Source organism: Streptomyces liangshanensis (assembly GCF_011694815.1).
Classification (GTDB): Bacteria; Actinomycetota; Actinomycetes; order Streptomycetales; family Streptomycetaceae; genus Streptomyces; species Streptomyces liangshanensis.
Window position 1 is genome coordinate 1,497,389 of the sequence record NZ_CP050177.1, and the last position, 25,002, is coordinate 1,522,390.

General features: G+C 72.7%; 24 protein-coding genes. 17 read left to right on the forward strand and 7 right to left on the reverse strand.

Going from position 1 to position 25,002, the window contains the following annotated elements; genetic code table 11:
• Positions 1-156: 156 nt before the first annotated feature.
• A complete protein-coding gene (locus HA039_RS06535) occupies positions 157-2,214 on the forward strand; it encodes a phosphocholine-specific phospholipase C (protein WP_167025114.1) in 2,058 nt (685 codons plus the stop codon).
• 99 nt (positions 2,215-2,313) lie between these two features.
• On the opposite strand, the gene HA039_RS06540 is transcribed toward HA039_RS06535, so the two are convergent.
• Both HA039_RS06540 and HA039_RS06545 read right to left on the reverse strand, forming a co-directional pair.
• Complete coding sequence (locus HA039_RS06540) at positions 2,314-4,059, reverse strand: glycoside hydrolase family 13 protein (RefSeq protein ID WP_243869225.1); 1,746 nt, start codon at positions 4,057-4,059, stop codon at positions 2,314-2,316.
• A 124-nt stretch (positions 4,060-4,183) separates the two neighbouring features.
• On the reverse strand, positions 4,184-4,510 hold the full coding sequence (locus tag HA039_RS06545; protein ID WP_167036329.1) for a YkvA family protein: 327 nt from the start codon (positions 4,508-4,510) through the stop codon (positions 4,184-4,186).
• 178 nt (positions 4,511-4,688) lie between these two features.
• Between HA039_RS06545 and HA039_RS06550 the strand changes: the two genes are divergently transcribed.
• Entirely contained in the window at positions 4,689-5,153 is a 465-nt protein-coding gene (locus tag HA039_RS06550; RefSeq protein WP_167025117.1) for a MarR family winged helix-turn-helix transcriptional regulator, read from the forward strand.
• 322 nt (positions 5,154-5,475) lie between these two features.
• Here HA039_RS06550 and wrbA read toward each other — a convergent pair whose 3' ends face one another.
• Positions 5,476-6,093, reverse strand: a complete 618-nt coding sequence (gene wrbA, locus HA039_RS06555; protein ID WP_167025120.1) for an NAD(P)H:quinone oxidoreductase — start codon at positions 6,091-6,093, stop codon at positions 5,476-5,478.
• 789 nt (positions 6,094-6,882) lie between these two features.
• Between wrbA and HA039_RS06560 the strand changes: the two genes are divergently transcribed.
• Positions 6,883-7,791 carry a S1 family peptidase gene (locus tag HA039_RS06560; RefSeq protein WP_167025123.1) on the forward strand — a complete coding sequence of 303 codons (909 nt, stop codon included), beginning with the start codon at positions 6,883-6,885 and terminating at the stop codon, positions 7,789-7,791.
• Between the two features lie 103 nt (positions 7,792-7,894).
• Here HA039_RS06560 and HA039_RS06565 read toward each other — a convergent pair whose 3' ends face one another.
• On the reverse strand, positions 7,895-9,013 hold the full coding sequence (locus HA039_RS06565; RefSeq protein WP_167025126.1) for a sensor histidine kinase: 1,119 nt from the start codon (positions 9,011-9,013) through the stop codon (positions 7,895-7,897).
• A gap of 8 nt (positions 9,014-9,021) precedes the next feature.
• Positions 9,022-9,792, reverse strand: a complete 771-nt coding sequence (locus HA039_RS06570; protein WP_167025129.1) for a response regulator transcription factor — start codon at positions 9,790-9,792, stop codon at positions 9,022-9,024.
• 132 nt (positions 9,793-9,924) lie between these two features.
• Here HA039_RS06570 and HA039_RS06575 point away from each other — a divergent pair, with 132 nt between their 5' ends.
• A complete protein-coding gene (locus HA039_RS06575; RefSeq protein WP_167025132.1) occupies positions 9,925-10,317 on the forward strand; it encodes a VOC family protein in 393 nt (130 codons plus the stop codon).
• Here HA039_RS06575 and HA039_RS06580 read toward each other — a convergent pair.
• Together HA039_RS06580 and HA039_RS06585 are read right to left on the reverse strand one after the other, a co-directional pair.
• Entirely contained in the window at positions 10,257-10,994 is a 738-nt protein-coding gene (locus HA039_RS06580) for a DUF6597 domain-containing transcriptional factor (protein ID WP_167025134.1), read from the reverse strand. The genes HA039_RS06575 and HA039_RS06580 overlap by 61 nt on opposite strands.
• 58 nt (positions 10,995-11,052) lie before the next feature.
• On the reverse strand, positions 11,053-12,261 hold the full coding sequence (locus HA039_RS06585; RefSeq protein ID WP_167025137.1) for a YihY/virulence factor BrkB family protein: 1,209 nt from the start codon (positions 12,259-12,261) through the stop codon (positions 11,053-11,055).
• A gap of 17 nt (positions 12,262-12,278) precedes the next feature.
• Between HA039_RS06585 and HA039_RS06590 the strand changes: the two genes are divergently transcribed.
• The 13 genes from HA039_RS06590 (at position 12,279) to HA039_RS06645 (ending at position 24,997) form a co-directional block, all read left to right on the forward strand.
• Entirely contained in the window at positions 12,279-13,946 is a 1,668-nt protein-coding gene (locus HA039_RS06590) for an acyl-CoA dehydrogenase family protein (RefSeq protein ID WP_167025140.1), read from the forward strand.
• Between the two features lie 184 nt (positions 13,947-14,130).
• Positions 14,131-15,426, forward strand: a complete 1,296-nt coding sequence (locus HA039_RS06595; RefSeq protein ID WP_167025143.1) for a GAF domain-containing protein — start codon at positions 14,131-14,133, stop codon at positions 15,424-15,426.
• A gap of 53 nt (positions 15,427-15,479) precedes the next feature.
• Positions 15,480-16,046: a GNAT family N-acetyltransferase gene (locus HA039_RS06600; protein ID WP_167025146.1), complete on the forward strand. Its 567-nt coding sequence runs from the start codon at positions 15,480-15,482 to the stop codon at positions 16,044-16,046.
• Between the two features lie 106 nt (positions 16,047-16,152).
• On the forward strand, positions 16,153-16,236 hold the full coding sequence (locus HA039_RS34495; protein WP_341830053.1) for a putative leader peptide: 84 nt from the start codon (positions 16,153-16,155) through the stop codon (positions 16,234-16,236).
• Between the two features lie 127 nt (positions 16,237-16,363).
• Positions 16,364-18,061: a nitrite/sulfite reductase gene (locus HA039_RS06605; protein WP_167025149.1), complete on the forward strand. Its 1,698-nt coding sequence runs from the start codon at positions 16,364-16,366 to the stop codon at positions 18,059-18,061.
• The gene (locus tag HA039_RS06610; RefSeq protein ID WP_167025152.1) at positions 18,058-18,234 is read left to right on the forward strand and encodes a hypothetical protein; all 177 of its coding nucleotides are present in this window, start codon (positions 18,058-18,060) and stop codon (positions 18,232-18,234) included. The genes HA039_RS06605 and HA039_RS06610 overlap by 4 nt, the downstream gene beginning before the upstream one ends.
• The gene (locus tag HA039_RS06615) at positions 18,231-18,932 is read left to right on the forward strand and encodes a phosphoadenylyl-sulfate reductase (protein WP_167025155.1); all 702 of its coding nucleotides are present in this window, start codon (positions 18,231-18,233) and stop codon (positions 18,930-18,932) included. The genes HA039_RS06610 and HA039_RS06615 overlap by 4 nt, the downstream gene beginning before the upstream one ends.
• A gap of 14 nt (positions 18,933-18,946) precedes the next feature.
• Positions 18,947-19,528 (forward strand): adenylyl-sulfate kinase, encoded by a 582-nt coding sequence (gene cysC, locus HA039_RS06620; protein WP_167025158.1) that lies wholly within the window; start codon positions 18,947-18,949, stop codon positions 19,526-19,528.
• Complete coding sequence (gene cysD / locus HA039_RS06625) at positions 19,525-20,463, forward strand: sulfate adenylyltransferase subunit CysD (protein ID WP_167025162.1); 939 nt, start codon at positions 19,525-19,527, stop codon at positions 20,461-20,463. The genes cysC and cysD overlap by 4 nt, the downstream gene beginning before the upstream one ends.
• Positions 20,464-20,465: 2 nt before the next feature.
• Positions 20,466-21,821 carry a sulfate adenylyltransferase subunit 1 gene (locus HA039_RS06630; protein WP_167025165.1) on the forward strand — a complete coding sequence of 452 codons (1,356 nt, stop codon included), beginning with the start codon at positions 20,466-20,468 and terminating at the stop codon, positions 21,819-21,821.
• 245 nt (positions 21,822-22,066) lie between these two features.
• A complete protein-coding gene (locus tag HA039_RS06635; protein ID WP_167025168.1) occupies positions 22,067-23,179 on the forward strand; it encodes an aliphatic sulfonate ABC transporter substrate-binding protein in 1,113 nt (370 codons plus the stop codon).
• A gap of 53 nt (positions 23,180-23,232) precedes the next feature.
• Entirely contained in the window at positions 23,233-24,024 is a 792-nt protein-coding gene (locus tag HA039_RS06640; protein WP_167025171.1) for an ABC transporter ATP-binding protein, read from the forward strand.
• Complete coding sequence (locus HA039_RS06645) at positions 24,011-24,997, forward strand: ABC transporter permease (RefSeq protein ID WP_167025174.1); 987 nt, start codon at positions 24,011-24,013, stop codon at positions 24,995-24,997. Before HA039_RS06640 ends, HA039_RS06645 begins: the two co-directional genes overlap by 14 nt.
• Positions 24,998-25,002: the final 5 nt, after the last annotated feature.

Below are 25,002 nucleotides of genomic sequence, written 5' to 3' on the forward strand. Positions count from 1 at the left end.
CGCGCGCATCTGTTCCTCAGGTGCGCATCGTGAGGACATGTGGGCGACACCGGGGCGTCCCCTTGGGTGGCTGGCCTGGAGGCGCTCTCCCCGACCGGTCCGGGTCGGCCCCTCCGGGTCACAGCGCCCAAGACACTTCACGAGGTCACTGAACACATGCCTGAACTCAATCGGCGTCGTTTCCTCCAGGTCGCCGGCGCGACCGCGGGCTTCTCCGGCCTGTCGAACAGCATCGACCGGGCCGCGGCCATCCCGGCCACCCGTCGCTCCGGCACGATCCAGGACGTCGAGCACATCGTCGTGCTGATGCAGGAGAATCGTTCGTTCGACCACTACTTCGGCTCGCTGCGGGGCGTCCGCGGCTTCGGCGACCCCCGCCCCGTCACCCCGGTCGGCGGCAGGTCCGTCTGGCACCAGTCCGACGGGACGAAGGACGTCCTGCCGTACCGCCCGGACGCCGAGGACCTGGGCATGCAGTTCATCGAGGGCCTCGACCACGACTGGGCGGGCGGCCACCAGGCCTGGAACCAGGGCCGGTACGACCAGTGGATCCCCGCCAAGTCCGCGGGCACGATGGCGCACCTGACGCGCGAGGACATCCCGTTCCACTACGGGCTCGCCGACGCGTTCACGGTGTGCGACGCGTACCACTGCTCGTTCATCGGGGCCACCGACCCCAACCGGTACTACATGTGGACCGGTCACGTCGGGAACGACGGCAAGGGCGGCGGGCCCGTGCTCGGCAACGACGAGCTGGGGTACGACTGGACGACCTACCCGGAGCGGCTGGAGGCGGCCAGGGTCTCCTGGAAGATCTACCAGGACGTCGGGGACGGACTGGACGCGGCCGGCGGCTGGGGCTGGATCGACGACGCGTACCGCGGCAACTACGGGGACAACTCGCTGCTGTACTTCAACCAGTACCGCAACGCCGAGCCCGGTGACCCGCTGTACGACAAGGCGCGCACGGGCACGAACGCCAAGGCGGGCGACGGCTTCTTCGACCTCCTGCGGGCCGACGTGAAGGCGGACCGGCTGCCGCAGGTGTCCTGGATCGCGGCGCCCGAGGCGTTCTCCGAGCACCCGAACTGGCCCGCCAACTACGGCGCCTGGTACATCTCGCAGGTGCTGGACGCACTCACCTCCAACCCCGAGGTGTGGAGCAAGACCGCCCTCTTCATCACGTACGACGAGAACGACGGCTACTTCGACCACGCCGTGCCACCGTTCCCGCCCGCGTCGGCCGCGCAGGGCCTGTCGACGGTCGACACGACGCTCGACCACTTCCCGGGCGACAGCCGCCACGCCGCCGGCCCCTACGGACTGGGGCAGCGGGTGCCGATGCTGGTCGTGTCGCCGTGGAGCACCGGCGGGTACGTGTGCTCGGAGGTCTTCGACCACACGTCGATCATCCGGTTCATGGAGCGCCGCTTCGGCGTCTCGGAGCCGAACATCTCGCCGTGGCGCCGGGCGATCTGCGGCGACCTGACGTCCGCCTTCGACTTCTCGCTGAAGAACACCCGGCCCGCGCGCCTGCCCGGCACGGACGGGTACGAGCCGCCGGACCAGGACCGGCACCCCAGTTACGTACCGGTGCCGCCGGGTCGTCCCGTCCTGCCCAAGCAGGAGAAGGGGTCGAGGCCGACGCGCCCGCTGCCGTACGCCCCGTTCGCGGACGGGTCCGGAACGCCGGGGACAGGGCGGTTCACGCTCACGTTCAGCGGCGGGGAGGAGGCGGGGGCGGCCTTCACGGTCACCTCGGCGAACCGTACGGACGGGCCGTGGACGTACACGGCCGCGGCGGGCGAGCGGCTGTCGGACACGTGGAACACCGCGTACTCGAAGGGCGCGTACGACCTGTCGGTCTTCGGGCCGAACGGGTTCCTGCGCACCTTCCAGGGTTCGGGCACGGTCGCGGGCCCCGAGGTGACGGCCCGGCACGACGCCCGGCGGGGCCGGGTCGAACTGACCCTGCGGAACACGGGCCGGCACGACTGCCGGCTGACCCTCACCGACGCGTACGGCGGGAAGAGCGAGACGGTGAAGGTGCGCGCGGGCGGGCAGGTGGTGCACACGGTCGACACGAAGCACGGCAAGCGGTGGTACGACGTGTCCGTGACGGCCGACACCGACGCGGCGTTCCTGCGGCGGCTCGCCGGCCATGTGGAGACCGGCGAGCCCGGCGTGAGCGACCCGGCGATCATCACCGGCTGACGGTCCGGACGGTCCGGACGCCTGGCCGTCCGGCGTCCCGCGTCCCGGCACTCCGGGGCCGTCGGGCGGGCGCATCGCCCCCGCCCGGCGGCCGTGGGACTACTCGCCCGCGCTCCGGAACCACACCGCCGTGTCCGGCGGGAGCTGGCCGGCCGGCAGTGCCTCGCTCGCGAGGAGCGGCTCCGCCCCGGCCGGCGGGGCCAGCGGCACCGGCTCGTCCGAGAGGTTGACCCGGCACACCAGGCCCGCGCCCTTCCGGAAGGCCAGTTCGCCGGGGGCCGACGGCAGCCACGTGAAGCTCTCGTCGCCGAGGAAGCCGCGGCGCAGCGCCAGCGCCGTGCGGTACAGCTCCAGGAACGAGCCGGCCCGGCCGGTCTGCGCCTCCACGGACCGGTCGCCCCAGCCCTCGGGCTGCGGAAGCCAGCTGCCGCCCGCGCCGAAGCCGTACGAGGAACCCTCCCGGGTCCACGGCAGCGGCACCCGGCAGCCGTCGCGCCCCTTCTGGCCGTGGCCGGTGCGCTCCCACATCGGGTCGCGCAGGGACGCGGCCGGCAGGTCGGCCACCTCGGGCAGGCCCAGCTCCTCGCCCTGGTAGAGGTACGTGGTGCCGGGCAGCGCGAGGGTCAGCAGCGCGGCGGCCCGCGCGCGCCGCCGGCCGCGCACGTCGTCGGCGGCCGGGTCGCGGCCGTCGCCGGTCACCCAGGCCCGCAGGTCGGTGCCCTCGGGCAGGCCGTAGCGGGTGCGGTGGCGTACGACGTCGTGGTTGGAGAGCACCCACGTCGGCAGCGATCCGGTGGTCGCCGCGTCCGCGAGCGAGGTGTCGATGACGTCCCGGAAGGCGGCGGCCCGCCACGGGCAGCGCAGGTGGAAGAAGTTGAAGGCCTGGTGGAGTTCGTCGGGCCGCGTGTAGAGCGGCAGCCGGGCGGCGCTGACCCCCGCCTCGGCGACCATGATCCGGGGCGGCGCGTACCCGTCGGTGATCTTGCGCCAGACCCGGTATATGTCGTGGACCTCGTCGCGGTCCCAGAAGGGGTGGTTCAGGCCCGCGGGCGGCGAGTTGAGGGGCGCGGTGTCGCCGCCGCGGGTGTCGCGCAGCGGCGGTACGAGGTCCTTGCGCAGGCCGTGGGCGACGTCGATGCGGAACCCGTCGACCCCGAGGTCCAGCCAGAAGCGCAGGGTGTCCTCGAAGTCGGCGGCGACCTCGGGGTTGTCCCAGTTCAGGTCGGGCTGCTCGGAGGCGAAGATGTGCATGTACCACTGGCCGTCGGGGACGCGCGTCCAGGCGGGGCCGCCGAACTTGGACTGCCAGTCGGCGGGTGGCTCGGCGCCGTCGGGCCCGGTGCCCTCGCGGAAGATGAACCGGTCACGGGCGGCCGAGCCAGGGGCCGCCGCCAGCGCCTCGGTGAACCAGGGGTGCTGGTCGGAGCAGTGGTTGGGGACGATGTCGACGATGGTACGGAGGCCCAGCTCGCGTGCCCGGGCCAGGAGGGCGCGGAAGTCGTCCAGCGTGCCGTGGCGGGGGTCGACGCCCCGGTAGTCGGCGACGTCGTAGCCGCCGTCGGCGAGCGGGGAGGGGTAGAACGGCGTGAGCCAGACGGCGTCCGCGCCGAGGTCCGCCACGTGCGCGAGGCGGTCGGTGATGCCCCGGAGGTCCCCCATGCCGTCGCCGTCGGCGTCGGCGAAGCTGGGGACGTACACCTGGTAGACGACGGACTCGCGCCACCAGTCGCGGCGGGGGCCGCCGGGAAGGGGGCGCCGGTCCTCGGCGGGTCCGGCCGGGGTGCGGCCGGAGCCGGTGCGGTCTTGGCCGTCGGCGCTGACGTCCGGGATCGCGTGCTGTGTCACTGAAACCTCTCGTGCCGTGCTCGGGGGACGCCTGGGTGGCGTGCGGTGCGATCATCCCCCAGGGGGCGCAAGAGGAGAGCAGGGCGGCGGGAGCCGCGAGGGAGCGGACGGCGCGAGGGGTACGTCAGCGAGGAGTACGTACGTCCTTCGCGCGGCCGAGGCGTCCGGCGGCGCGGGCGGCCTGGAGCGCGTACCGCCCCTTCGCCCCGTCCGAGCGGATCGAGCGCAGCGCCAGCAGCAGGACGCCGATGTCGTCGAGGTACACCGGGTCGGGCACCAGGTCGGTGGGGAGTATCAGGTAGCCGATCGCGGCCCAGAACACCCACTTGCGCCGCTCGGGCACCCCCGCGGCGCGCAGCGCGCGCCGGGCCCGTACGAGACGGACGGCGAGGGTGAGGGCGCCGCCGAGGGTGATCAGCGCCAGTACGACGCCCACGGCGATGAGGATCATGAGTTCGGTGCTCACTGCGGGCTCCTCCGCCAGGGTTCCAGGACCGGCTTCCCGGTCGGGTCTCCCTACCGGTACCCCGCGAGGGGCGGTCCCACCGGACCTCGCTCCCGGGAACCCCTCCGGGGACGGGGGCGGCCGTTCGGGGGCGCCCCCGCGGGCGGACGTTAGAATTCCGGCCATGACGGAACCGCGGTGGCTCGACGAGACCGAGGCCCGCGTGTGGCGGGCGTATCTCGAAGTACGGCGGGACCTGTCGGCGACGCTCTCCCGGCGGCTGACCCAGGAGGCCGGGCTGACGGAGGCGGACTACGCGCTGCTCGTCCCCCTCTCCGAGGCGCCGGACGGGCTGCTGCGGGCGCGGGAGTTGAGCGTGCTGGCCGACTGGGAGCGGAGCCGGCTGTCGCACCAGATCACCCGGATGGAGAAGCGGGGGCTGGTGGCCCGCGAGGAGTGTCCTACGGACGCGCGCGGGGCGATGGTCCGGCTGACCGCCTCGGGCCGTGCCGCGATCGAGGCGGCGGCCCCGGGCCACGTCGAGGCCGTGCGGACGTACTTCTTCGACGCCCTCGCGCCGGACGAGGTCGAGCTACTGGACGGCCTGCTGCGCCGAATCCTGGACGGACTCCCCCGAGACCGGGGCTGACCGACCCGGATCGCGGGACCCGGGTCGCCGGGCCCGGGTCGGTCGTACGGCCGGATCACCCGGCCGGGACCGGTCCCGCGACCCGGACGACCGTACGACCCGGATTGCGGAGCCGGGATCGGCAGTACGGCCCCGATCACCCCGCCGGGACCGGTCCCGCGAACTGGACGACCCCGGTCGCTGAGCCGGGATCAGGGAACGTGCGGTCCAGTGGAATCGGGCGGGGACGGGCTGCGCGCGGAGGCGGCGGGTGGGGCGGGGGGTGGCTTTCGGGCCAGCCGCCGCCTTGTACCGCCGCCCCCGGAAGGGTCAGCCGGAGGGGTCAGGCCGCTTTGCCGGCCTTGAGTGCCGCCGCTATGCGGACGACGCGCTCGGCCTGGACGCGCGCCGCCTGGCGCGTCTCGTCGCCGACCGGGTTGGTGCCCTGCGCGTCGACGTGGGAGGTGCCGTACGGGTTGCCGTCGGCGAACTTCGACGGGTCGGTGTAGCCCGGGGCCACGACGATGCCGCCGAAGTGGTGCACCGAGTTGTAGAGCGCGAGCAGCGTGGACTCCTGGCCGCCGTGGCGGGTGGCCGAGGAGACGAAGCCGCTGTAGACCTTGTCGGCCAGCCGGCCCTGGCCCCAGAGGCCGCCGAGCGTGTCGATGAACTGCTTGAGCTGCGCGGCCACGTTCCCGAAGCGGGTCGGGCCGCCGAAGATCACCGCGTCCGCCCAGTCGACGTCGTCCGGGGTCGCGACGGCGAGGTCCGCGGTGGCCGCCTGGTGGGCCGCCCACGCCGGGTTGGAGTCGATGGCCGCCTGGGGGGCCAGCTCGGCGACGCGCCGCAGGCGCACCTCGGCGCCGGCCTTCTCGGCCGCCTCGGCCAGCGTCTTCGCGACCTCGGCGTTCGTACCGGTGGCGGAGTAGTGGATGACGGCGAGCTTGACGGGGTCGGTCATGGCGGAGCCCTTTTCTCTACGTGGCGTGGCACAAGATGACGCGTCAACAATGCTGATGACGTATCAACATGTTGGTTTAACCCTCAACCACAAAGCAAGCGACCCGCCTGTGACGGCGACCACACCGCTCGACCCGGGACACACCCGCCCCACCGAGCGGCCTGCACACGCCCCGCCGCCGACGCAAGGGGGCACCTCCGGTCGAATCCGTGGGCAACGTCACGCCGATCCACCCGCCGGGAGGCCTCAACCGAAACGATCCGGCCAAGATCGCCGTACGGACATATCCGCGATACCGCCCACAAACCGAACCGCGTGCCCCGGACACCGATCAGGCGCCGGGCCGCCACCCGAGAGCCCCGGCGGGTCCGCCGCGCGCTACGCGCGTCGCGTGCGGCGCGGCGCACGCCCGCCGGACAGGCTGGAGCACGGCCGGATGACGCCGTCGGACAAGTCCGGTGCTCGGCGGCGGTACGTGCTGAGGGCATCCGATTCCCGCCCGGCCACGACACGCGCGCCCTCCCGCAGCACCCGCGTCCACCCCGCCCGGCCCGGGAAGCGTGATCCTTCCGGCGCCCGCCGTACCGCCCCGGCCGTACCGCCTCCGCCGGCCGGCCACGGCGCCCCGGCGGTCCAGAAGTCGGCCTTGCCCAGGAAGGGAACGACGTCAACTATTCAGTCCGTGCGATTGACAGGTTCACGGCCAAAACCGAATGGCGGTGGACGGTCGCACCCCGGCGGCCCGCTTACCCGACGGACCGCGCGTTTCCCCCATCTATGGAGGATGTTGTGACCTTCAAGCGCCTTTCCCCCCTCGGCTCGATCTCCAGACGCGCCCGCCTTCTCGCGGTCGCCTCCGGTCTGGTGACCGTCGCCGCGCTTGCGGCCCCGACTGCTACCGCCCAGCCCGCCCCCGTCGCCTCCCTGGCGACCCAGCTCGCCGAGGCCACCGCCGGCGTGACCGACGCCGCTGTCGTCGGTTCCGCCTGGTACACGGACACGGCTTCCGGCAAGGTCGTCGTCACCGTGGACAGCACGGTCTCCGCCGGCGAGATAGCGGAGATCAAGAACTCCGTGCCGGACGAGTCGAAGCTCGCGATCAAGAAGACCCCCGGCTCGTTCAGCCCGCTCATCGCCGGCGGCGAGGCCATCTACGCGGGCGGCAGCCGCTGCTCCCTCGGCTTCAACGTCCGCAGCGGCAGCACGTACTACGCGCTGACCGCCGGGCACTGCACCAACATCGCCACCACCTGGTACACCAACTCGGCGGGCACCGCGCTGCTCGGTACCCGTACGGGCACCAGCTTCCCGGGCAACGACTACGGCATCATCCGGCACGCGAACGCCGCGAACGCGGACGGCCGCGTCTACCTCTACAACGGCTCGTACCAGGACATCACGTCCGCCGCCAACGCCACCGTCGGACAGCGCGTCACCCGCAGTGGCTCCACCACGGGTGTCCGTACCGGCACGGTCCAGGGCCTCAACGCGACCGTCCAGTACCCGCAGGGCACCGTCTCCGGTCTGATCCAGACCAACGTCTGCGCCCAGCCGGGCGACAGTGGTGGCTCGCTCTTCGCCGGCTCCGTGGCCCTGGGTCTGACCTCGGGCGGCAGCGGCAACTGCACCTCCGGCGGCACCACGTTCTTCCAGCCGGTCACGGAGGCGCTGAGCGTCTACGGCGTCAGCGTCTTCTAGTCGACAACGTCTAGCCAGTCGTTGACGACAAGTCCCCGGTCGCCGGGCGGGCAGCACGCCCGTCCGGCGGCCGGGGACACCGCTGTTCCCGGGGGTCCGCCTCTCAGCCGAGGGTCGCCGCCGCCGGCAGCGTGACCTCGAAGCGGCAGCCGCCCGTGACGTTGTGGACGGCGGTACGGCCCGCGTGGGCCTCCACGATGCCCCGGACGATCGCCAGCCCGAGCCCCGCTCCCGCCGGGGGCGTCCGGGCCTGGGTGCCCCGCCAGCCGGTGTCGAACACCCGGGGCAGGTCCTCCGCCGGGATCCCCCCGCAGCCGTCCGTGACGGACAGCACGACGGAGTCCGCGCGCCGCTCGGCCGCCACCGCGACCGTGCCGTCGGCGGGGGTCCGGTGGATGGCGTTGACCAGCAGGTTGGCCAGGACGCGGGTCATCTCCTTGCCGTCCACCTCGACCGGTACGGCCTCGATGCTCCCGCCGACCAGCCGGACACCGTGCTCCCTGGCGAGGGGGTCGACCCCCGCGAGCGCCTCCCCCACCAGGTCGTAGACCGACATCCGGGTCGGCGCGAGGGCCAGCGCCCCGGCGTGGATGCGGGACAGCTCGAAGAGGTCGCCGACCATCGAGTTCAGCCGCTCGACCTCGGCCCTGATCTGCCGGAAGTAGCGGTCCGGGTCCTGGACGACCCCGTCCTCCAGCGCCTCGGACATCGCGCGCAGGCCGGCCAGCGGGGTCCGCAGGTCGTGCGAGATCCAGGCCACCAGCTCCCGCCGGGACGTCTCCAGGGCGCGCTCACGCTCCCGGGAGGCGGCGAGCTTGGCGCTGGTCACGGCCAGTTCCCTGCCCAGCTCGGACAGCTCGGCGGTGGAGTCGCCGTCCGGGGCGGCGAAGCTGCCGCCGTCGCCGAAGGACCGCGCGGCGAGCGCCAGGTCGTGGCTCCTGGCCACCACCCAGCGGCCCAGCAGCACGGCGGTGGCGAGCGAGACGACCGCGGCCATCGCCGCGACCGTGGTGACGACCGACAGGTCGTGGGTCGACAGGAACATCGCCCACGCGACCGCGAGGGTCCCCCCGAGCATCGCGACGACCGTGACGGCGGCGACGACGGTCAGCGAGACGAGCACCGAGCGGTGGCGCAGCAGCCGCAGCACGACGGCGCCGAGCAGCGCGGCGACCGCGGCGCCGAGGAACGCGTACAGGGCGATGAGGAGCATGTCCGTCATGGTGCTCCTCAGCTCCCGTCGGGCGGTACGGGGGCGGGTGTCGCGGAGGTCATAGGCGCCTCCGGCCCGGCGGGCGCGGGGGCGGGCGGTTCCCCGACCGGTACGTCGAAGCGGTAGCCGACCCCCCACACGGTACGGATCAGCCGCGGGGCCGCCGGATCGTCCTCGACCTTGCCGCGCAGCCGCCGTACGTGCACGGTGACCGTCGACAGGTCGCCGAACTCCCACCCCCACACGTCGTTCATCAGCTGCTCCCGGGCGATCGCCTGTCCCGGGTGGCGCATGAGGTGGGCGAGCAGGTCGAACTCCCTGAGGGTGAGGGAGAGCACCCGGCCGTCCTTGGTCACCCGGCGGGCCGCCGGGTCCAGGGTGATCCCGGCGGCGGTCAGCTCCGGTCCGGCCCGGTCGCCCCGGTCGGGGCGTCCGCGCCGCAGGACGGACTCGACGCGCAGCACCAGCTCGCGGGGGCTGAACGGCTTGGTGACGTAGTCGTCCGCCCCTATCTCCAGGCCGAGGATCCGGTCGTCCTCGTCGCCGCGCGCGGTGAGCATGATCACCGGTACGGGCCCGGCGGCGCGGAGCCTGCGGCACACCTCCAGGCCGTCCATACCGGGCAGCATCAGGTCGAGCAGCACCAGCGAGGGCGGTTTGCCGGCGGCGAGCCGCAGCGCCTGCGGTCCGTCGGCGGCCCGGTCGACGGCGAAGCCCGCGCGCTCCAGATAGCCCGTGACGACCTCGGCGACGGTGGGATCGTCGTCGACGACCAGGATGGTGTGCATGACGGCAAGTCTCCTCGGACGGTGACCGGTGCACCGCCCCTCACCTCTTACGAAACCATGACGTCCGGTTCGTTCGGGCACGGCGTCCGATTCCTTCAAGACCGGCACCCGGCCGGTGCCTACGGTGGGCGCATGACTCCTCGACTCGACGCGACCTCCCTGGTCGTCTCCGACCTGGCGGCCTCGCTCGCCTTCTACCGCCTCCTCGGCCTGGACATCCCGGCCGGCGCGGACACCGCGCCGCACGTGGAGGTCCTGCTGCCGGGCGGGACGCGCCTCCTGTGGGACACGGAGGACACGGTCCGGTCCTTCGACCCGGGCTTCACGGCGCCGGGGGCCGGGGGCCGGGTCGGGCTCGCCTTCCTCTGCGACTCCCCCGCCGAGGTGGACGCCACGTACGCGGCGCTCACCGCCGCCGGGCACCGGGGGCACCTGGAGCCGTGGGACGCGGTCTGGGGGCAGCGTTACGCGGTGGTCCTCGACCCGGACGGCTGCGAGGTCTCGCTCTTCGCCAGCGCCGCGTAGGCGCCCAGGGTGAGCCCGGCCAGCTCGCGGGTCTCCCGGGCGAGGTGTGCCTGGTCGGCGCACCCGGCAGCGGTGGCCGCCGCGGCGTACGGCAGGCCCGCCCGTACGAGGCCCAGGGCGCGCTGCAACCGCAGGACGCGGGCGAGGGTCTTGGGCCCGTAGCCGAAGGCGTCCAGCGAGCGGCGGTGCAGCCGGCGGACGCCGAGCCCGACGGCGTCGGCGGTCGCGGCCACGGTGCGGCCCGCGTCGAGGCCGGCGACGACGGCGCGCAGCAGCGGGTCGAGGGCGGGGGCGGCGGCCGCGCGGCGCACCGCGACCGCCTCCAGGGCGGCGGCGGGGTCCGGGGCGGCTTCGAGGCGTGCGGTGAGCCGCCGTACCTCCGCCGAGGGCCACAGGTCGGCCAGCTCGACGCGCCGGTCGCGCAGCTCGTGCGCGGGCACCCCGAGCAGGGCGGGCGCGGTGCCGGGCGCGAACCGGACCCCGGCGCAGCCCGGTCCGGGGACGGTGGGGTGGTGGGCGCGGGTGTCGGGTCCGGCGACGAGGAGCCGGCCGCCGAGCCACAGCAGGTCCATGCAGCCGTCGGGCAGGACGGGGTACGGGGTGGTGCCGGGGGCGCCGGTGGTGGTCTTCGTCCAGACGACGGCGCCGTCCACCCGCGACGCCCGTTCCTCGTACATGACCCACGAGGGTAGTCCGGGGGCCGCGCGCGTGGTGCCGGGCCCGCGCGGCGCCCGGTCAGGACCGCTGGTCGCGCTCCCTGCTCTCCCGCAGCCCCTTGTTCTCGCGGCTCTCGCGCCCGGAGTGCAGGCGCGAGCGCAGGTCGTCCGGCGGCAGGAAGCGGGACCAGCGCTCGGGGAACTCGGACGGCATGCCGAGGTCGCCGCCGTCGTCCCCGTCGTTGTCGTCCTCGTCGTCGAAGTAGTCGTACTCGCCGCGCGCCCTGCGCAGTTCCGACTCGGCGGCCGCGCGGGCCAGCAGTTCCGCCGCGTGGGCCGTGCGCAGGCGTTCGTTGGCCGCGCGGGCCGCCGCCGTGGCCAGCGAGGGCCAGACGCGGTCGATGGCCGCGTTGACGGCCGCGCCGACCAGGACCGCGAAGGCCGAGATGCCGATCCACAGGAGCACCGCGATGGGCGCCGCGAGGGAGCCGTAGATCGTCGGGCCCTCGACCGTGCTGGTCAGGTAGATGCGGAGCAGGAAGCTGCCGAGGACCCACATGCCGAGCGCGACCAGCGCGCCGGGGACGTCCTCGATCCAGCGCGACCTGGCCGGTACGGAGACGTGGTAGAGCGTCGTCAGGAAGGCGATCGAGAGGAGGCTCACGACGGGCCAGTAGAGAATGGAGACCACTTCGGTGCCCCACGGGACGATCTCCACGACCCGGTCGGGGCCGACCACCGCGAGCGGCAGCACCACCGCGCCGATCAGCAGCGCCACGAGGTAGAGCAGGAAGGCGAGGAGCCGGGTCGCGACGATGCCGCGGCGCCCGTCGAGGCCGTACATGACGGTGATCGTGTCCACGAAGACGTTGACCGCCCGCGATCCCGACCAGAGCGCGATGGCGAAGCCCAGCGACACGACGTCCGGCCGCCCGTGGGTGACGCTCGCCAGGAGCGGCTTGGCGATCTGGTTGACGCCCCGGTCGGAGAGGACCGTGCCGACCGCCGAGAGGATGTTGTTCTCGATCGAGGCGACGGTGTTGGCGCTCGTCCAGTCGTCCACGTAGACGAGCAGTCCGATCAACCCGAGCAACAGCGGCGGCAGTGACAGAAGAGTGAAGAACGCCGCCTCGGCCGCGAGTCCGAGGATGCGGTACTCGATGCACGAGTTGACGGTGTCCTTCAGCAGCAACCAGGCCATTCTCCTCATGGAGACGTTGCGGTAGAGGACTCTGGCCCGGTGGAGTCGGCCCGCCGGCCGCTCGGGTGTTTCATTTGCTGCCTGCACGTCCTTACCGTAGCGGCATGGCAGCCACCACCCACACAGTGACCAACCAGGTTCCCCCCCTGGTGGGGTACGACGTCTTCAGCGCCGACCGCGCTCTCACCGAGGGGGTGGAACGGCACGTGGCCGCCGCGCTCCTCGACGAGGCGGGCGCGGAACTGACCGCGCTCGGCCGTTCCGCCGGATCGGCGGAGCTGCAGCTCCTGGGCACGCTGGCCAACGAGAACCCGCCCCGCCTCCGTACGCACGACCGGTACGGGAACCGGGTCGACGAGGTCGACTTCCACCCGGCCTGGCACCAACTGCTGGGCCAAGCCGTCGCGTCCGGGCTCACCGACGCGTGGGGACGGCCCGCGGGGCACATGCGCCGCGCGGCCGGACTGCTGGTGTGGGGGCAGGTGGAGGCCGGGAACACCTGCCCGCTGTCGATGACCCACGCGGCCGTCCCGGCGCTGCGGGTGGAGCCGGCGCTCGCCGCCGACTGGGAGCCGCGCCTGACCTCCCGGGTGTACGACCCCGAACTGCGGCCCGCCGGCGAGAAGTCGGGGGTGCTGTTCGGGATGGGCATGACGGAGAAGCAGGGCGGCAGCGACGTCCGCGCCAACACCACCCGGGCCCGGCGGGTGGACACCGGGACCGGAGCGGGCGACGAGTACCTGCTGACCGGCCACAAGTGGTTCTGTTCGGCGCCGATGTGCGACGGGTTCCTCGTCCTGGCGCAGGCCCCCGACGGGCTGACGTGTTTCCTCGTCCCGCGGGTCCTGCCGGACGGCACGCGCAACGTCTTCCGCATCCAGCGCCTCAAGGACAAGCTGGGCAACCGCTCCAACGCGTCGAGCGAGGTCGAGTTCGACGAGACGTGGGCGCGCCGGGTGGGCGACGAGGGGCGCGGGGTCCGCACGATCATCGAGATGGTCGCGGCGACCCGGCTGGACTGCGTGGTCGGTTCGGCCGCGGTGATGCGGCAGTCGGTGGCGCAGGCGGTCCATCACGCCACGTACCGGCGGGCGTTCGGCGGTGAGTTGATCGACAAGCCGCTGATGGTGAACGTCCTGGCCGACCTGGCCCTGGAGTCGGAGGCGGCGACGACCCTCGCGCTGCGGCTGGCGGCGGCGTACGACACCGTGCAGGACGGTCCGGAGGGCGAGCGGGACCGGGAGCGGGCGTTCCTGCGGCTCGCGGTGCCCGTCGCGAAGTACTGGGTGACCAAGCGGTGCACGCCGACCGTGGCGGAGGCCCTGGAGTGCCTGGGCGGCAACGGGTACGTGGAGGAGTCCGGCATGCCGCGGCTGCTGCGCGAGGCGCCGCTGAACTCGATCTGGGAGGGCTCGGGCAACGTACAGGCGCTGGACGTCCTGCGGGCGCTCCAGCGGGAGCCGGCCGCGCTGAACGCGTTCCTCCAGGAGGTGGGCCTGGCGCGCGGCGCCGATCACCGGCTGGACCGGGCGATCAAGGACCTGCTGACCGAGCTGGCGGACCTGACCGGGATCGAGGCGCGGGCGCGGCGGCTGGTGGAGCGGATGGCGCTGGTGCTCCAGGGCTCGCTGCTGGTGCGGTGGGCGCCGCCGGAGGTCGCGGACGCGTTCTGCGCCTCACGGCTCGGCGGGGACTGGGGTTCGGCCTTCGGCACGCTGCCGCACACGCTGGACCTGGCGTCGGTCGTGGACCGGGCGCGGCCCGAGGCGTGAACCGGGGCGGGGGGCGGCGCCCGGGGGCGTGAGGCCATCAGAGGTGGTGCTGCGCCGACACGGCACCACCTCTGATTCGTTGTCACTCTCGGGCACGCGCGGGCGACATGCCAGAGTTGCAACCCGTTGCAGCAGATTCCCGAACTGCCCCTCCGGAGGGTGACGGGAACGGCACGATGGGCTGATGAAGGACATTCCGCTCGACCTGGCCCGGCTCATCGCCGTGGACGGCGCGCAGGCCACCCGGCTCCTCCATCGGGTCAGGGAGGCGGCCCTCGCGGGCGAGCGGCCCCCGGTCCCGCCGCGCCCGGTGATCGACGCGTCGTGGCGGCGGATGGCCCGGATGGGGCTCGATCCCGACCGGACGACGCGCAGTGTGCTGCTGGAGCGGGACGAGCTGGAGCACCGGCGGCGTACGACCGCGCTGGGCGAGACGCTGCGGACCCTGGTCGACTCGCTGACCGAGATGGCGGACGCGTCGCTCCAGATCATGGTCGTCACGGACGACGAGGGGCGGGTGCTGTGGCGGGACGGCAGCCCGTCCGTGCTGCGGCAGGCGACCGGGATCTGGCTGGAGGAGGGGGCCGCCTGGACCGAGGGGGCCACCGGCACGAACGCGATCGGTACGGCGCTGGCGGTCCGCAGGCCGGTACGGGTCCACTCGGCGGAGCACTTCGTCCACACGCTGCACGCGTGGACGTGCGCCGCCGCGCCGGTGCACGACCCGCGGGACGGCCGGCTGCTGGGGGTGGTCGACGTGAGCGGCCCGGCGTCCGGGTTCCATCCGACGACGCTGGCGCTGGTCAAGTCGGTGGCGCGGCTCGCGGAGAGCGACCTGCGGGAGCGGCACCGGGGGACGGTGGAGCGGCTGCGTTCGGTGGCGTCCCCGCTCCTGTGCCGGATCGGGGGGCGCGCGCTGGCGGTCGACAGCCACGGGTGGACGGCGGCGGTGACGGGGATGCCGCCGGTGGACCGGCTGCCGCTGCCCAAGTCGTTCGGGGCGGGCCGGGTGTGGCACCCCACGCTGGGCCTGTGCGCGGTGGAGCCGCTGCCGGGCGGCTGGCTGATCCAGGTGGTGGAGGACCCCGACCCGGCCTCGGCGGCGGCGGTGAGCCGGGTCGTCCTGGACCTGAGCCGGCCCCGGCGCTGGTCGGTGGCGGTGTCGGGGGCGGCGGGGAGCTGGGTGCAGGAGCTGACCCCGCGCCACGCGGAGCTGCTGTACGTGCTGGCCGTGCGCCGGGAGGGGCGCAGCGCGGCGGAGCTGGCGGCGGACGTGTTCGGGGACGCGACGCGGACGGTGACCGTACGGGCGGAGATGTCGCGGGTGCGGCGTCACCTGTCGGGGGTACTGGCGCACCGGCCGTACCGCTTCCGCGAGGAGGTCGAGGTGGAGGTGGTCACGCCGGCGGCCCCGGAGGAGCTGCTGCCGCACTCGACGGCCCCGGCGGTGCTGAGCACGCGGAGCCTGCCGTGCCCGTGAGAGGCCGCCCCCTGGTGTGACCCGGGCGCGCCTCGCGTGATTCTCTGGCGCGCATGACCCTCACCGTGACCACGTGGTCCCTGGAGCAGACCTCGCCGTCCGACCTGCGCCCCGCCGCCCCGCCGGCGGGCGACGTGCGGATCGTACGGGCCAAGGTGCCCTCGCCCGAGTTCAGCCGGTTCCTGTACACCGCCGTGGGCGGGGACGTCCGCTGGACGGACCGGCTGCCGTACACGTACGCGCGGTGGCGGGAGTACCTGGAGCGGCCCGGGATCGAGACCTGGGTCGCGTACGAGAAGGGCACCCCGGCCGGTTTCCTGGAGCTGGCGGCGCAGGACGGCGGGGTGGTGGAGATCGTGTACTTCGGGCTGATCCCCTCCTTCCGGGGGCGCCGCATCGGCGGCCACCTGCTGTCGTACGGCACCGCCAGGGCCTGGGACCTCGCCGAGCGCCACCCGGGTGTCGAGCCGACCGGGCGGGTGTGGCTGCACACGTGCACCAAGGACGGCGAGCACGCGAGGGCCAACTACGTGCGGCGCGGTTTCCGCCTCTTCGACACGAAGACGTGGGACGAGGAGGAGACGGCGACGCCGGGACCGTGGCCCGGGGCACTGGTGTGATCACCCGTACCGCCCGCCCCGCCCATCGTCTCGCATAGCGGGACTCAGTCGTCCACATAGTGGATAGTGGTGGACTGTCCCGAGATCCGCGTGACACGCTTCCGTCATGTCGAGAGCTGGAATTGCCTTGGTGGGTCGGCGACACGTCGACCTCTGCCGCATGTCCAGCGCCATCTGTCCGGCAAGCTGAGACACCTCGCGCCGCCGCGACCCCGCACCACCCGACCCTGACCTCTGCACCTGCCGCGCATCGCCGTGCCTTCGCGCGGGTGTGCGGCTGAGAGCCGCCCTCACGCAGTCTCGAAGGACGTAACGCCATGGCCGCCACCCCGGACCAGCCGACTCCCGCCACCCCACGCCGCAAGGTGAGCCGTCACCGCGGCGAGGGTCAGTGGGCCGTCGGCCACTTCACTCCGCTCAACGGCAATGAGCAGTTCAAGAAGGACGACGACGGCCTCAATGTGCGGGCGCGCATCGAGAACATCTACTCCAAGGCGGGCTTCGACTCGATCGACCCGAACGACCTGCGCGGCCGGATGCGCTGGTGGGGGCTGTACACCCAGCGCAAGCCCGGGATCGACGGCGGCAAGACCGCGATACTGGAGCCGGAGGAGCTGGACGACAAGTACTTCATGCTCCGCGTCAGGATCGACGGCGGCCGGCTGACCACCGATCAGTTGCGCGTGATCGGCGAGATCTCGCACGAGTTCGGCCGGGACACCGCCGACCTGACCGACCGGCAGAACATCCAGCTGCACTGGATCCGCATCGAGGACGTGCCGGAGATCTGGCGGCGCCTGGAGGCCGTCGGCCTGTCGACGACCGAGGCCTGCGGTGACACACCCCGCGTGATCCTCGGCTCGCCGGTCGCCGGGGTCGCCGAGAACGAGATCATCGACGGCACGCCGGCCATCGACGAGATCAACGCCCGGTTCATCGGCACCAAGGAGTTCTCCAACCTCCCGCGCAAGTTCAAGACGGCGATCTCCGGGTCGCCACTGCTGGACGTGGCGCACGAGATCAACGACATCGCGTTCGTCGGCGTCGAGCACCCCGAGCACGGCCCCGGCTTCGACCTGTGGGTCGGCGGCGGCCTGTCGACCAACCCCAAGATCGGGCAGCGCCTGGGCGCCTGGGTGCCGCTGGACGAGGTGCCCGACGTGTGGGCCGGGGTCATCGGGATCTTCCGCGACTACGGCTACCGGCGGCTGCGCACCCGCGCCCGCCTGAAGTTCCTCGTCACCGACTGGGGCGCGGAGAAGTTCCGCCAGATCCTCCAGGACGAGTACCTCAAGCGGGAGTTGACCGACGGGCCCGCTCCCGCGCAGCCCCTCCAGGCGTGGCGCGACCACGTCGGTGTGCACCGGCAGAAGGACGGCCGGTTCTACGTCGGGTTCGCGCCGCGCGTCGGCCGGGTCAACGGCCCCAAGCTCGTCGAGATCGCCGAGGTGGCCGCGGCGCACGGCTCGGGCCGGCTGCGTACCACCGTCGAGCAGAAGATGATCGTGCTCGACGTCGCGGAGGACCAGGTCGACTCGCTGGTGGCCGGGCTGGAGGCGCTGGACCTGCGGGTCAAGCCGTCGCCGTTCCGGCGCGGGACCATGGCGTGCACCGGTATCGAGTACTGCAAGCTCGCGATCGTCGAGACGAAGCAGCGCGGCGCGACGCTGATCGACGAACTGGAGCGCCGCATCCCCGAGTTCGACCAGCCGATCACCATCAACATCAACGGCTGCCCGAACGCGTGCGCGCGCATCCAGACCGCCGACATCGGCCTCAAGGGCCAGCTGATGCTGGACCGGAACGGCGAGCAGGTCGAGGGCTTCCAGGTGCACCTGGGCGGCGCCCTGGGCCTGGAGGCCGGGTTCGGCCGCAAGGTCCGCGGCCTCAAGGTCACGTCGGACGAGCTGCCCGACTACGTCGAGCGGGTCCTCGGCCGCTTCCAGGAGGAGCGGAAGGACGGCGAGCGGTTCGCCACCTGGGCGGCCCGCGCGTCGGAGGAGGCCCTCTCATGAGCGAGCGCGCCGCCCCCTTCTACTGCCCCTACTGCGGCGACGAGGACCTGCGCCCGAACGAACAGGGCCACGGCGCCTGGGAATGCGCGGCATGCAACCGGGCCTTCCAGTTGAAGTTCCTCGGGTTGCTGACCCGGGGGCTCCAGGCATCCGACGGAGGGACCGCGACATGACCACGCTGACCGGGACGGACGATCCGAAGGCCCTCGCCGAGCACGCGGGCCGCGCACTGGAGGACGCCTCCGCCACCGAGATCCTCCGGTGGGCGGCGGACACGTTCGGCGACGCGTTCTGCGTGACGTCGTCCATGGAGGACGCGGTGGCCGCCCACCTCGCCTCGACCGTCAAGCCCGGCGTGGACGTCGTCTTCCTCGACACCGGCTACCACTTCCCCGAGACCATCGGCACGCGCGACGCGGTGGCCGCCGTGATGGACGTCAACGTCATCACGCTGACGCCGCGCCGGAGCGTCGCCGAGCAGGACGCCGAGCACGGGCCGAAGCTGCACGACCGCGACCCCGACCTGTGCTGCTCCCTGCGCAAGGTCAAGCCGCTCGAGGAGGGGCTCGCCGGTTACGCGGCCTGGGCCACCGGACTGCGCCGCGACGAGTCCCCGACCCGGGCGAACACCCCCGTCGTCGGCTGGGACGAGCGGCGCGGGAAGGTCAAGGTCTCGCCGATCGCCCGCTGGTCGCAGGAGGACGTGGACCGGTACGTCGCCGAGCACGGCGTCCTCACCAATCCGCTGCTCATGGACGGGTACGCCTCCGTGGGCTGCGCCCCCTGCACCCGCCGGGTGCTGGCGGGCGAGGACGCCCGCGCGGGCCGCTGGGCCGGCCGCGGGAAGACCGAGTGCGGGCTGCACGGATAGCGACCGGCACACAGGTGACGGGCGGTCAGGAAACTTATGAGGAGGGACAGTTGAGCGTGACGGAGCAGGGCGCCACCGTCTGGCTCACCGGTCTGCCCAGCGCGGGCAAGACCACCATCGCGCGGGAGCTGGCCGACCGGCTGCGCACGGAGGGCCACCGCGTCGAGGTGCTCGACGGCGACGAGATCCGCGAGTTCCTCTCCGCGGGCCTCGGGTTCAGCCGCGAGGACCGGCACACCAACGTCCAGCGCATCGGCTTCGTCGCCGGACTGCTGGCGTCCCACGGCGTCAAGGCGCTGGTCCCGGTGATCGCGCCGTACGCGGACAGCCGGGAGGCCGTGCGCAAACGCCACCAGGGCGCGGGCACCGCCTACCTGGAGGTCCACGTCGCCACACCCGTGGAGGTGTGCTCCGTACGCGATGTGAAGGGGCTGTACGCCAAGCAGGCGGCCGGCGAGATATCGGGGCTGACCGGGGTCGACGACCCCTACGAGGCCCCGGAGGACCCGGACCTGCGGATCGAGTCGCACACCCAGTCCGTACAGGAGTCCGCCGGCGCGCTCCACGCGCTGCTCACCGAAAGGGGTCTCGCGTGACCACGACCGTCGCGTCCGTCACCGAGGGCACCGACGCCCCGTACGCCCTGAGCCACCTGGACGCCCTGGAGTCCGAGGCGGTCCACATCTTCCGTGAGGTGGCGGGTGAGTTCGAGCGGCCGGTGATCCTCTTCTCCGGCGGCAAGGACTCGATCGTCATGCTGCACCTGGCGCTCAAGGCGTTCGCGCCCGCGCCGGTGCCGTTCACCCTGCTGCACGTCGACACCGGGCACAACTTCCCCGAGGTGCTCGACTACCGGGACCGCACGGTCGCCCGGCACGGCCTGCGCCTGCACGTCGCCTCCGTCCAGGAGTACATCGACGCGGGAAAGCTGCGCGAGCGCCCCGACGGGACCCGTAACCCCCTCCAGACCGTCCCGCTCACCGAGCGGATCCAGGCCGAGCGGTTCGACGCGGTCTTCGGCGGCGGGCGGCGGGACGAGGAGAAGGCCCGGGCCAAGGAGCGGGTGTTCTCGCTGCGGGACGAGTTCTCCCAGTGGGACCCGCGCCGCCAGCGCCCCGAGCTGTGGAACCTGTACAACGGGCGGCACGCCGCCGGTGAGCACGTCCGGGTCTTCCCGCTCTCCAACTGGACCGAGCTGGACGTCTGGCAGTACATCGCCCGGGAGGGCATCGAGCTGCCGGAGATCTACTTCGCCCACGAGCGCGAGGTGTTCGCGCGGGCCGGGATGTGGCTGACCGCGGGCGACTGGGGCGGCCCCAAGGAGCACGAGCACGTCGAGACGCGCCTGGTGCGCTACCGCACGGTCGGCGACATGTCCTGCACCGGCGCCGTCGACTCCGACGCCACCACGCTCGACGCGGTGATCGCGGAGATCGCCGCCTCCCGGCTCACCGAGCGCGGCGCGACCCGCGCCGACGACAAGATGTCCGAGGCCGCGATGGAAGACCGCAAGCGCGAAGGGTACTTCTAGCCATGACGAGCACCACCGAGCCGTACGCCGAGTTCGCCGAGCGGCTGGCCACCACCACCCTGCTGCGCTTCGCGACGGCCGGCTCCGTCGACGACGGCAAGTCCACCCTCGTGGGGCGGCTGCTGCACGACTCGAAGTCGGTGCTCACCGACCAGCTGGAGGCCGTCGAGCGGGTCTCGCTGAGCCGCGGCCAGGACACCCCGGACCTGGCGCTGCTCACCGACGGACTGCGCGCCGAGCGCGAGCAGGGCATCACCATCGACGTCGCGTACCGCTACTTCGCCACGCCCCGGCGGCGGTTCATCCTCGCCGACACCCCCGGGCACGTGCAGTACACCCGCAACATGGTCACCGGCGCCTCCACCGCGGAGCTGGCGGTCGTCCTGGTCGACGCGCGGAACGGGGTGGTCGAGCAGACCCGCCGCCACGCCGCCGTCGCCGCGCTGCTGCGCGTCCCGCACGTAGTGCTGGCCGTCAACAAGATGGACCTCGTCGGGTACGCGGAGCCCGTGTTCACCGCGATAGCCGAGGAGTTCACGGCGTACGCGGCCTCCCTCGGCGTCCCCGAGATCACCGCGATCCCGATCTCGGCGCTCGCCGGGGACAACGTGGTGGAGCCGTCGGCGCACATGGACTGGTACGACGGCCTGACGGTGCTGGAGCACCTGGAGACCGTGCCCGCCAGCCACGACCTGGCCCACTGCCCCGCGCGCTTCCCCGTCCAGTACGTGATCCGCCCGCAATCGGCGAGCCACCCGGACTACCGCGGCTACGCCGGCCAGATCTCGTCCGGGGTGCTGCGCGTCGGCGAGGCCGTGACGGTCCTGCCCTCCGGCCGCACGAGCGTGATCGAGGGCATCGACGCGCTCGGCGAGAGCGTCGACATCGCCTGGGCGCCGCAGTCCGTGACCCTCCGCCTCGCGGACGACGTGGACGTCTCGCGCGGCGACCTGATCGCCCCGAGCGGCCAGCTCCCGCCCTCGACGCAGGACGTGGAGGCGACCGTGTGCCACGTCGCCGACCGGCCGCTGACCGTGGGCCAGCGAGTGCTGCTCAAGCACACGACCCGTACGGTCAAGGCGATCGTGAAGGACATCCCGTCCCGGCTCACCCTGGACGACCTGTCCCAGCACCCGGCCCCCGGGCAGCTCGTCGCCAACGACATCGGGCGCGTGCGGATCCGTACCGCCGAGCCCCTCGCGCTCGACCCGTACGCCGAGTCCCGCCGCACAGGATCGTTCCTGCTGATCGACCCGGCGGACGGCACGACGCTGAGCGCCGGCATGGCGGGCGACGCCTTCGCCGAGGGCGCCGGGGCCGCCGCCGTACCCGCCGACGAAGAGGGCTGGGACTTCTGATGGCCATCGACATGTACGCGACCTTCGCGAAGGAGGGCGGCCGGGTGGGCAGCGGCCTCCTCGGCGCGGGAACGGGCGGGGTGGCGCGATGTGCGTGATGACGTACGCGCACCGCTTGCGCGCCCGCACCCCCCACCTCCCGTACCGCCCGCCCCACCCGCACCGTCGAAGACCTGCCGATCCCCCGGCCACGCCCGCGTACTCGTAGGGCGTGAGCGCCGGGCCCGACGAGAGGAAACCCTCCCGTGCCTGCCACGCGTACCCTGTCGCGCCGCCGTATCACCGCACTCGCCGCGGTGCCCCTCCTCGCCGTTGTCGTCACCTCCTGCGGTTACGGCTCCGACGCGAAGAAGGACGACACGAAGCCCGCGGTAGCCGCCGGGGCGAAGAAGCTCTCGGCCGACACCGTGAAGATCGGGTACTTCCCGAACCTCACGCACGCCACGGCCCTGGTGGGTATCCAGGACGGTCTGTTCCAGAAGGAGCTGGGCGGCACGAAGGTCGCCCCCTCCACCTTCAACGCCGGGCCCTCCGAGATCGAGGCGCTCAACGCGGGCAGCATCGACATCGGCTTCATCGGCCCCTCCCCCGCGATCAACGGGTACGTGCAGACCAAGGGCAAGAGCCTGCGGATCATCGGCGGTTCGGCCTCCGGCGGGGTCAAGCTGGTGGTCGACCCGAAGAAGATCAAGACCCTGGACGACCTCAAGGGCAAGAAGATAGCCACCCCGCAGCTGGGCAACACGCAGGACGTGGCGTTCCTCAACTGGATCTCCGAGAAGGGCTGGAAGGTCGACGCCCAGTCCGGCAAGGGTGACGTCTCCGTCGTCCGTACGGACAACAAGATCACCCCGGACGCCTACAAGTCCGGTGCCATCGACGGCGCCTGGGTGCCGGAGCCGACCGCGTCCAAGCTGGTCTCCGAGGGCGCGAAGGTGCTGCTCAACGAGTCGGACCTGTGGCCGGACAAGCAGTTCGTGATCACGAACATCATCGTGTCGCAGAAGTTCCTGTCCGCGCACCCGGACGTCGTCGAGGCCGTGCTGCGCGGCTCGGTGAAGACGAACGCCTGGATCAACGCCAACGAGGACAAGGCCAAGGCCTCCGCCAACGAGGCGCTCAAGACCCTGTCCGGCAAGGCCCTGGCGCCCGAGGTCCTCGACCCCGCGTGGGAGTCGATCAAGGTCACCAACGACCCGCTGGCCGCGACCCTCCAGTCCGAGGCCGACCACGCGGTGAAGGCGGGCCTGCTGAAGAAGCCCGACCTGGCCGGCATCTACGACCTGGCGCCCCTGAACAAGGTGCTCAAGGCCGCCGGTCAGCCCGAGGCCTCCGACGCCGGTCTCGGCGTCAAGTAACCGCCGCGACCCATCCGTTCGCGGGATTCCAGGATTCCCAGGAGGTGACGACCATGGCTACGACGCTCACCAAGGCCGCCGACGGCACCACGTCGGTGGACCACGCCGCGCGCATCGCGCACGTCTCCAAGACCTTCGCGACCCCCGCGGGGCGGCAGCTCGTACTGGACGACATCACGCTCGATGTCGCTCCGGGTGAGTTCGTCACCCTCCTGGGAGCCTCGGGGTGCGGCAAGTCGACCCTGCTCAACCTGGTGGCCGGCCTCGACCGCCCGACCGCGGGGTCCATCGAGACCCCCGGCGGGCGGCCGGCGCTGATGTTCCAGGAGCACGCCCTGTTCCCGTGGCTGACCGCGGGCAAGAACATCGAACTGGCCCTGCGGCTGCGCGGGGTGGCCAAGCAGGAGCGCAGGCCCGAGGCGGAGCGGCTGCTCGGGCTCGTACGGCTCGAAGGGGCGTACGGCAAGCGGGTGCACGAGCTGTCCGGCGGGATGCGCCAGCGGGTCGCGCTGGCGCGGGCGCTCGCCCAGGACAGCCAACTGCTCCTGATGGACGAGCCGTTCGCGGCGCTCGACGCCATCACCCGTGACGTGCTGCACGACGAGCTGACCCGGATCTGGCGCGAGACCAACCTGTCGGTGCTGTTCGTGACCCACAACGTGCGCGAGGCGGTACGGCTCGCCGAGCGCGTCGTCCTGCTGTCCTCGCGCCCCGGCCGGATCGCCCGCGAGTGGCGGGTGGACATCCCGCAGCCGCGCCGGATCGAGGACGCCGAGGTGGCGGAGCTGTCCGTCGAGATCACCGAAGAACTGCGTGGGGAGATCCGCCGACATGGCCAGCACTGACACGACGCCGCAGAAGGACCCGGCGCCGCGCGACGCGGCGGCGCCGGACGCGGTCACGGACACGGCGGACGACGGCGCCGCGGGTCCGCACGCGCGGACCGCCGCCGGGGCCGGGCGCGGCGACATGGCCGGCCTGGAGGCCGGGCTCGACGCGCTGGACACCGTACAGACCGGGCGGACCCCCCTGCGCCACACCCTGGTCCAGAAGGTGCTGCCGCCCGCCGTCGCCGTCCTGCTCGTGCTGGTCGTGTGGCAGATCCTGATCTGGGCGAAGGTCACCGACGACTACAAGCTGCCGTCGCCCGGCGCCGTCTGGGGCGAGCTGTCCGACGCCTGGGCGCAGGGCACGCTGCTCGGCTACATCTGGACGAGCGTCTCGCGCGGCCTGCTGGGCTTCCTGCTGGCGCTGCTGATCGGCACCCCGCTGGGCCTGCTGGTCGCCCGGGTGAAGTTCGTGCGGGCCGCCATCGGACCGATCCTGTCGGGGCTCCAGTCGCTGCCGTCGGTGGCGTGGGTGCCGCCGGCCGTGATCTGGCTCGGTCTCAACGACACGATGATGTACGCCGTGATCCTGCTGGGCGCGGTCCCCTCGATCGCCAACGGGCTGGTGTCCGGGGTCGACCAGGTGCCGCCGCTCTTCCTGCGGGCCGGGCGCACCCTGGGCGCGACCGGGCTCAGGAACACCTGGCACATCGTCATGCCGGCCGCGCTGCCCGGTTACCTGGCCGGTCTCAAGCAGGGCTGGGCGTTCTCGTGGCGGTCCCTGATGGCCGCCGAGATCATCGCGTCCTCGCCCGATCTCGGTGTGGGCCTGGGCCAGTTGCTGGAGAACGGGCGTACGGTCGGCAGCATGTCCATGGTGTTCCTCGCCATCCTCCTGATCCTGATCGTCGGCATCGCGATCGACCTGCTGATCTTCAGTCCGCTGGAGCGGTGGGTCCTGCGCAACCGCGGTCTCCTCGTGAAGAGCTGATTCCC

Excerpts from the sequence above, each read along its gene's own strand:
- HA039_RS06535 (WP_167025114.1), top strand. The coding sequence starts at position 157 with ATGCCTGAACTCAATCGGCGTCGTTTCCTCCAGGTCGCCGGCGCGACC.
- HA039_RS06545 (WP_167036329.1), bottom strand. The coding sequence starts at position 4,510 with ATGATCCTCATCGCCGTGGGCGTCGTACTGGCGCTGATCACCCTCGGC.
- HA039_RS06550 (WP_167025117.1), top strand. The coding sequence starts at position 4,689 with ATGACGGAACCGCGGTGGCTCGACGAGACCGAGGCCCGCGTGTGGCGG.
- wrbA (WP_167025120.1), bottom strand. The coding sequence starts at position 6,093 with ATGACCGACCCCGTCAAGCTCGCCGTCATCCACTACTCCGCCACCGGT.
- HA039_RS06565 (WP_167025126.1), bottom strand. The coding sequence starts at position 9,013 with ATGACGGACATGCTCCTCATCGCCCTGTACGCGTTCCTCGGCGCCGCG.
- HA039_RS06570 (WP_167025129.1), bottom strand. The coding sequence starts at position 9,792 with ATGCACACCATCCTGGTCGTCGACGACGATCCCACCGTCGCCGAGGTC.
- HA039_RS06575 (WP_167025132.1), top strand. The coding sequence starts at position 9,925 with ATGACTCCTCGACTCGACGCGACCTCCCTGGTCGTCTCCGACCTGGCG.
- HA039_RS06580 (WP_167025134.1), bottom strand. The coding sequence starts at position 10,994 with ATGTACGAGGAACGGGCGTCGCGGGTGGACGGCGCCGTCGTCTGGACG.
- HA039_RS06590 (WP_167025140.1), top strand. The coding sequence starts at position 12,279 with ATGGCAGCCACCACCCACACAGTGACCAACCAGGTTCCCCCCCTGGTG.
- HA039_RS06595 (WP_167025143.1), top strand. The coding sequence starts at position 14,131 with ATGAAGGACATTCCGCTCGACCTGGCCCGGCTCATCGCCGTGGACGGC.
- HA039_RS06600 (WP_167025146.1), top strand. The coding sequence starts at position 15,480 with ATGACCCTCACCGTGACCACGTGGTCCCTGGAGCAGACCTCGCCGTCC.
- HA039_RS34495 (WP_341830053.1), top strand. The coding sequence starts at position 16,153 with ATGTCGAGAGCTGGAATTGCCTTGGTGGGTCGGCGACACGTCGACCTC.
- HA039_RS06605 (WP_167025149.1), top strand. The coding sequence starts at position 16,364 with ATGGCCGCCACCCCGGACCAGCCGACTCCCGCCACCCCACGCCGCAAG.
- HA039_RS06610 (WP_167025152.1), top strand. The coding sequence starts at position 18,058 with ATGAGCGAGCGCGCCGCCCCCTTCTACTGCCCCTACTGCGGCGACGAG.
- HA039_RS06615 (WP_167025155.1), top strand. The coding sequence starts at position 18,231 with ATGACCACGCTGACCGGGACGGACGATCCGAAGGCCCTCGCCGAGCAC.
- HA039_RS06630 (WP_167025165.1), top strand. The coding sequence starts at position 20,466 with ATGACGAGCACCACCGAGCCGTACGCCGAGTTCGCCGAGCGGCTGGCC.
- HA039_RS06640 (WP_167025171.1), top strand. The coding sequence starts at position 23,233 with ATGGCTACGACGCTCACCAAGGCCGCCGACGGCACCACGTCGGTGGAC.
- HA039_RS06645 (WP_167025174.1), top strand. The coding sequence starts at position 24,011 with ATGGCCAGCACTGACACGACGCCGCAGAAGGACCCGGCGCCGCGCGAC.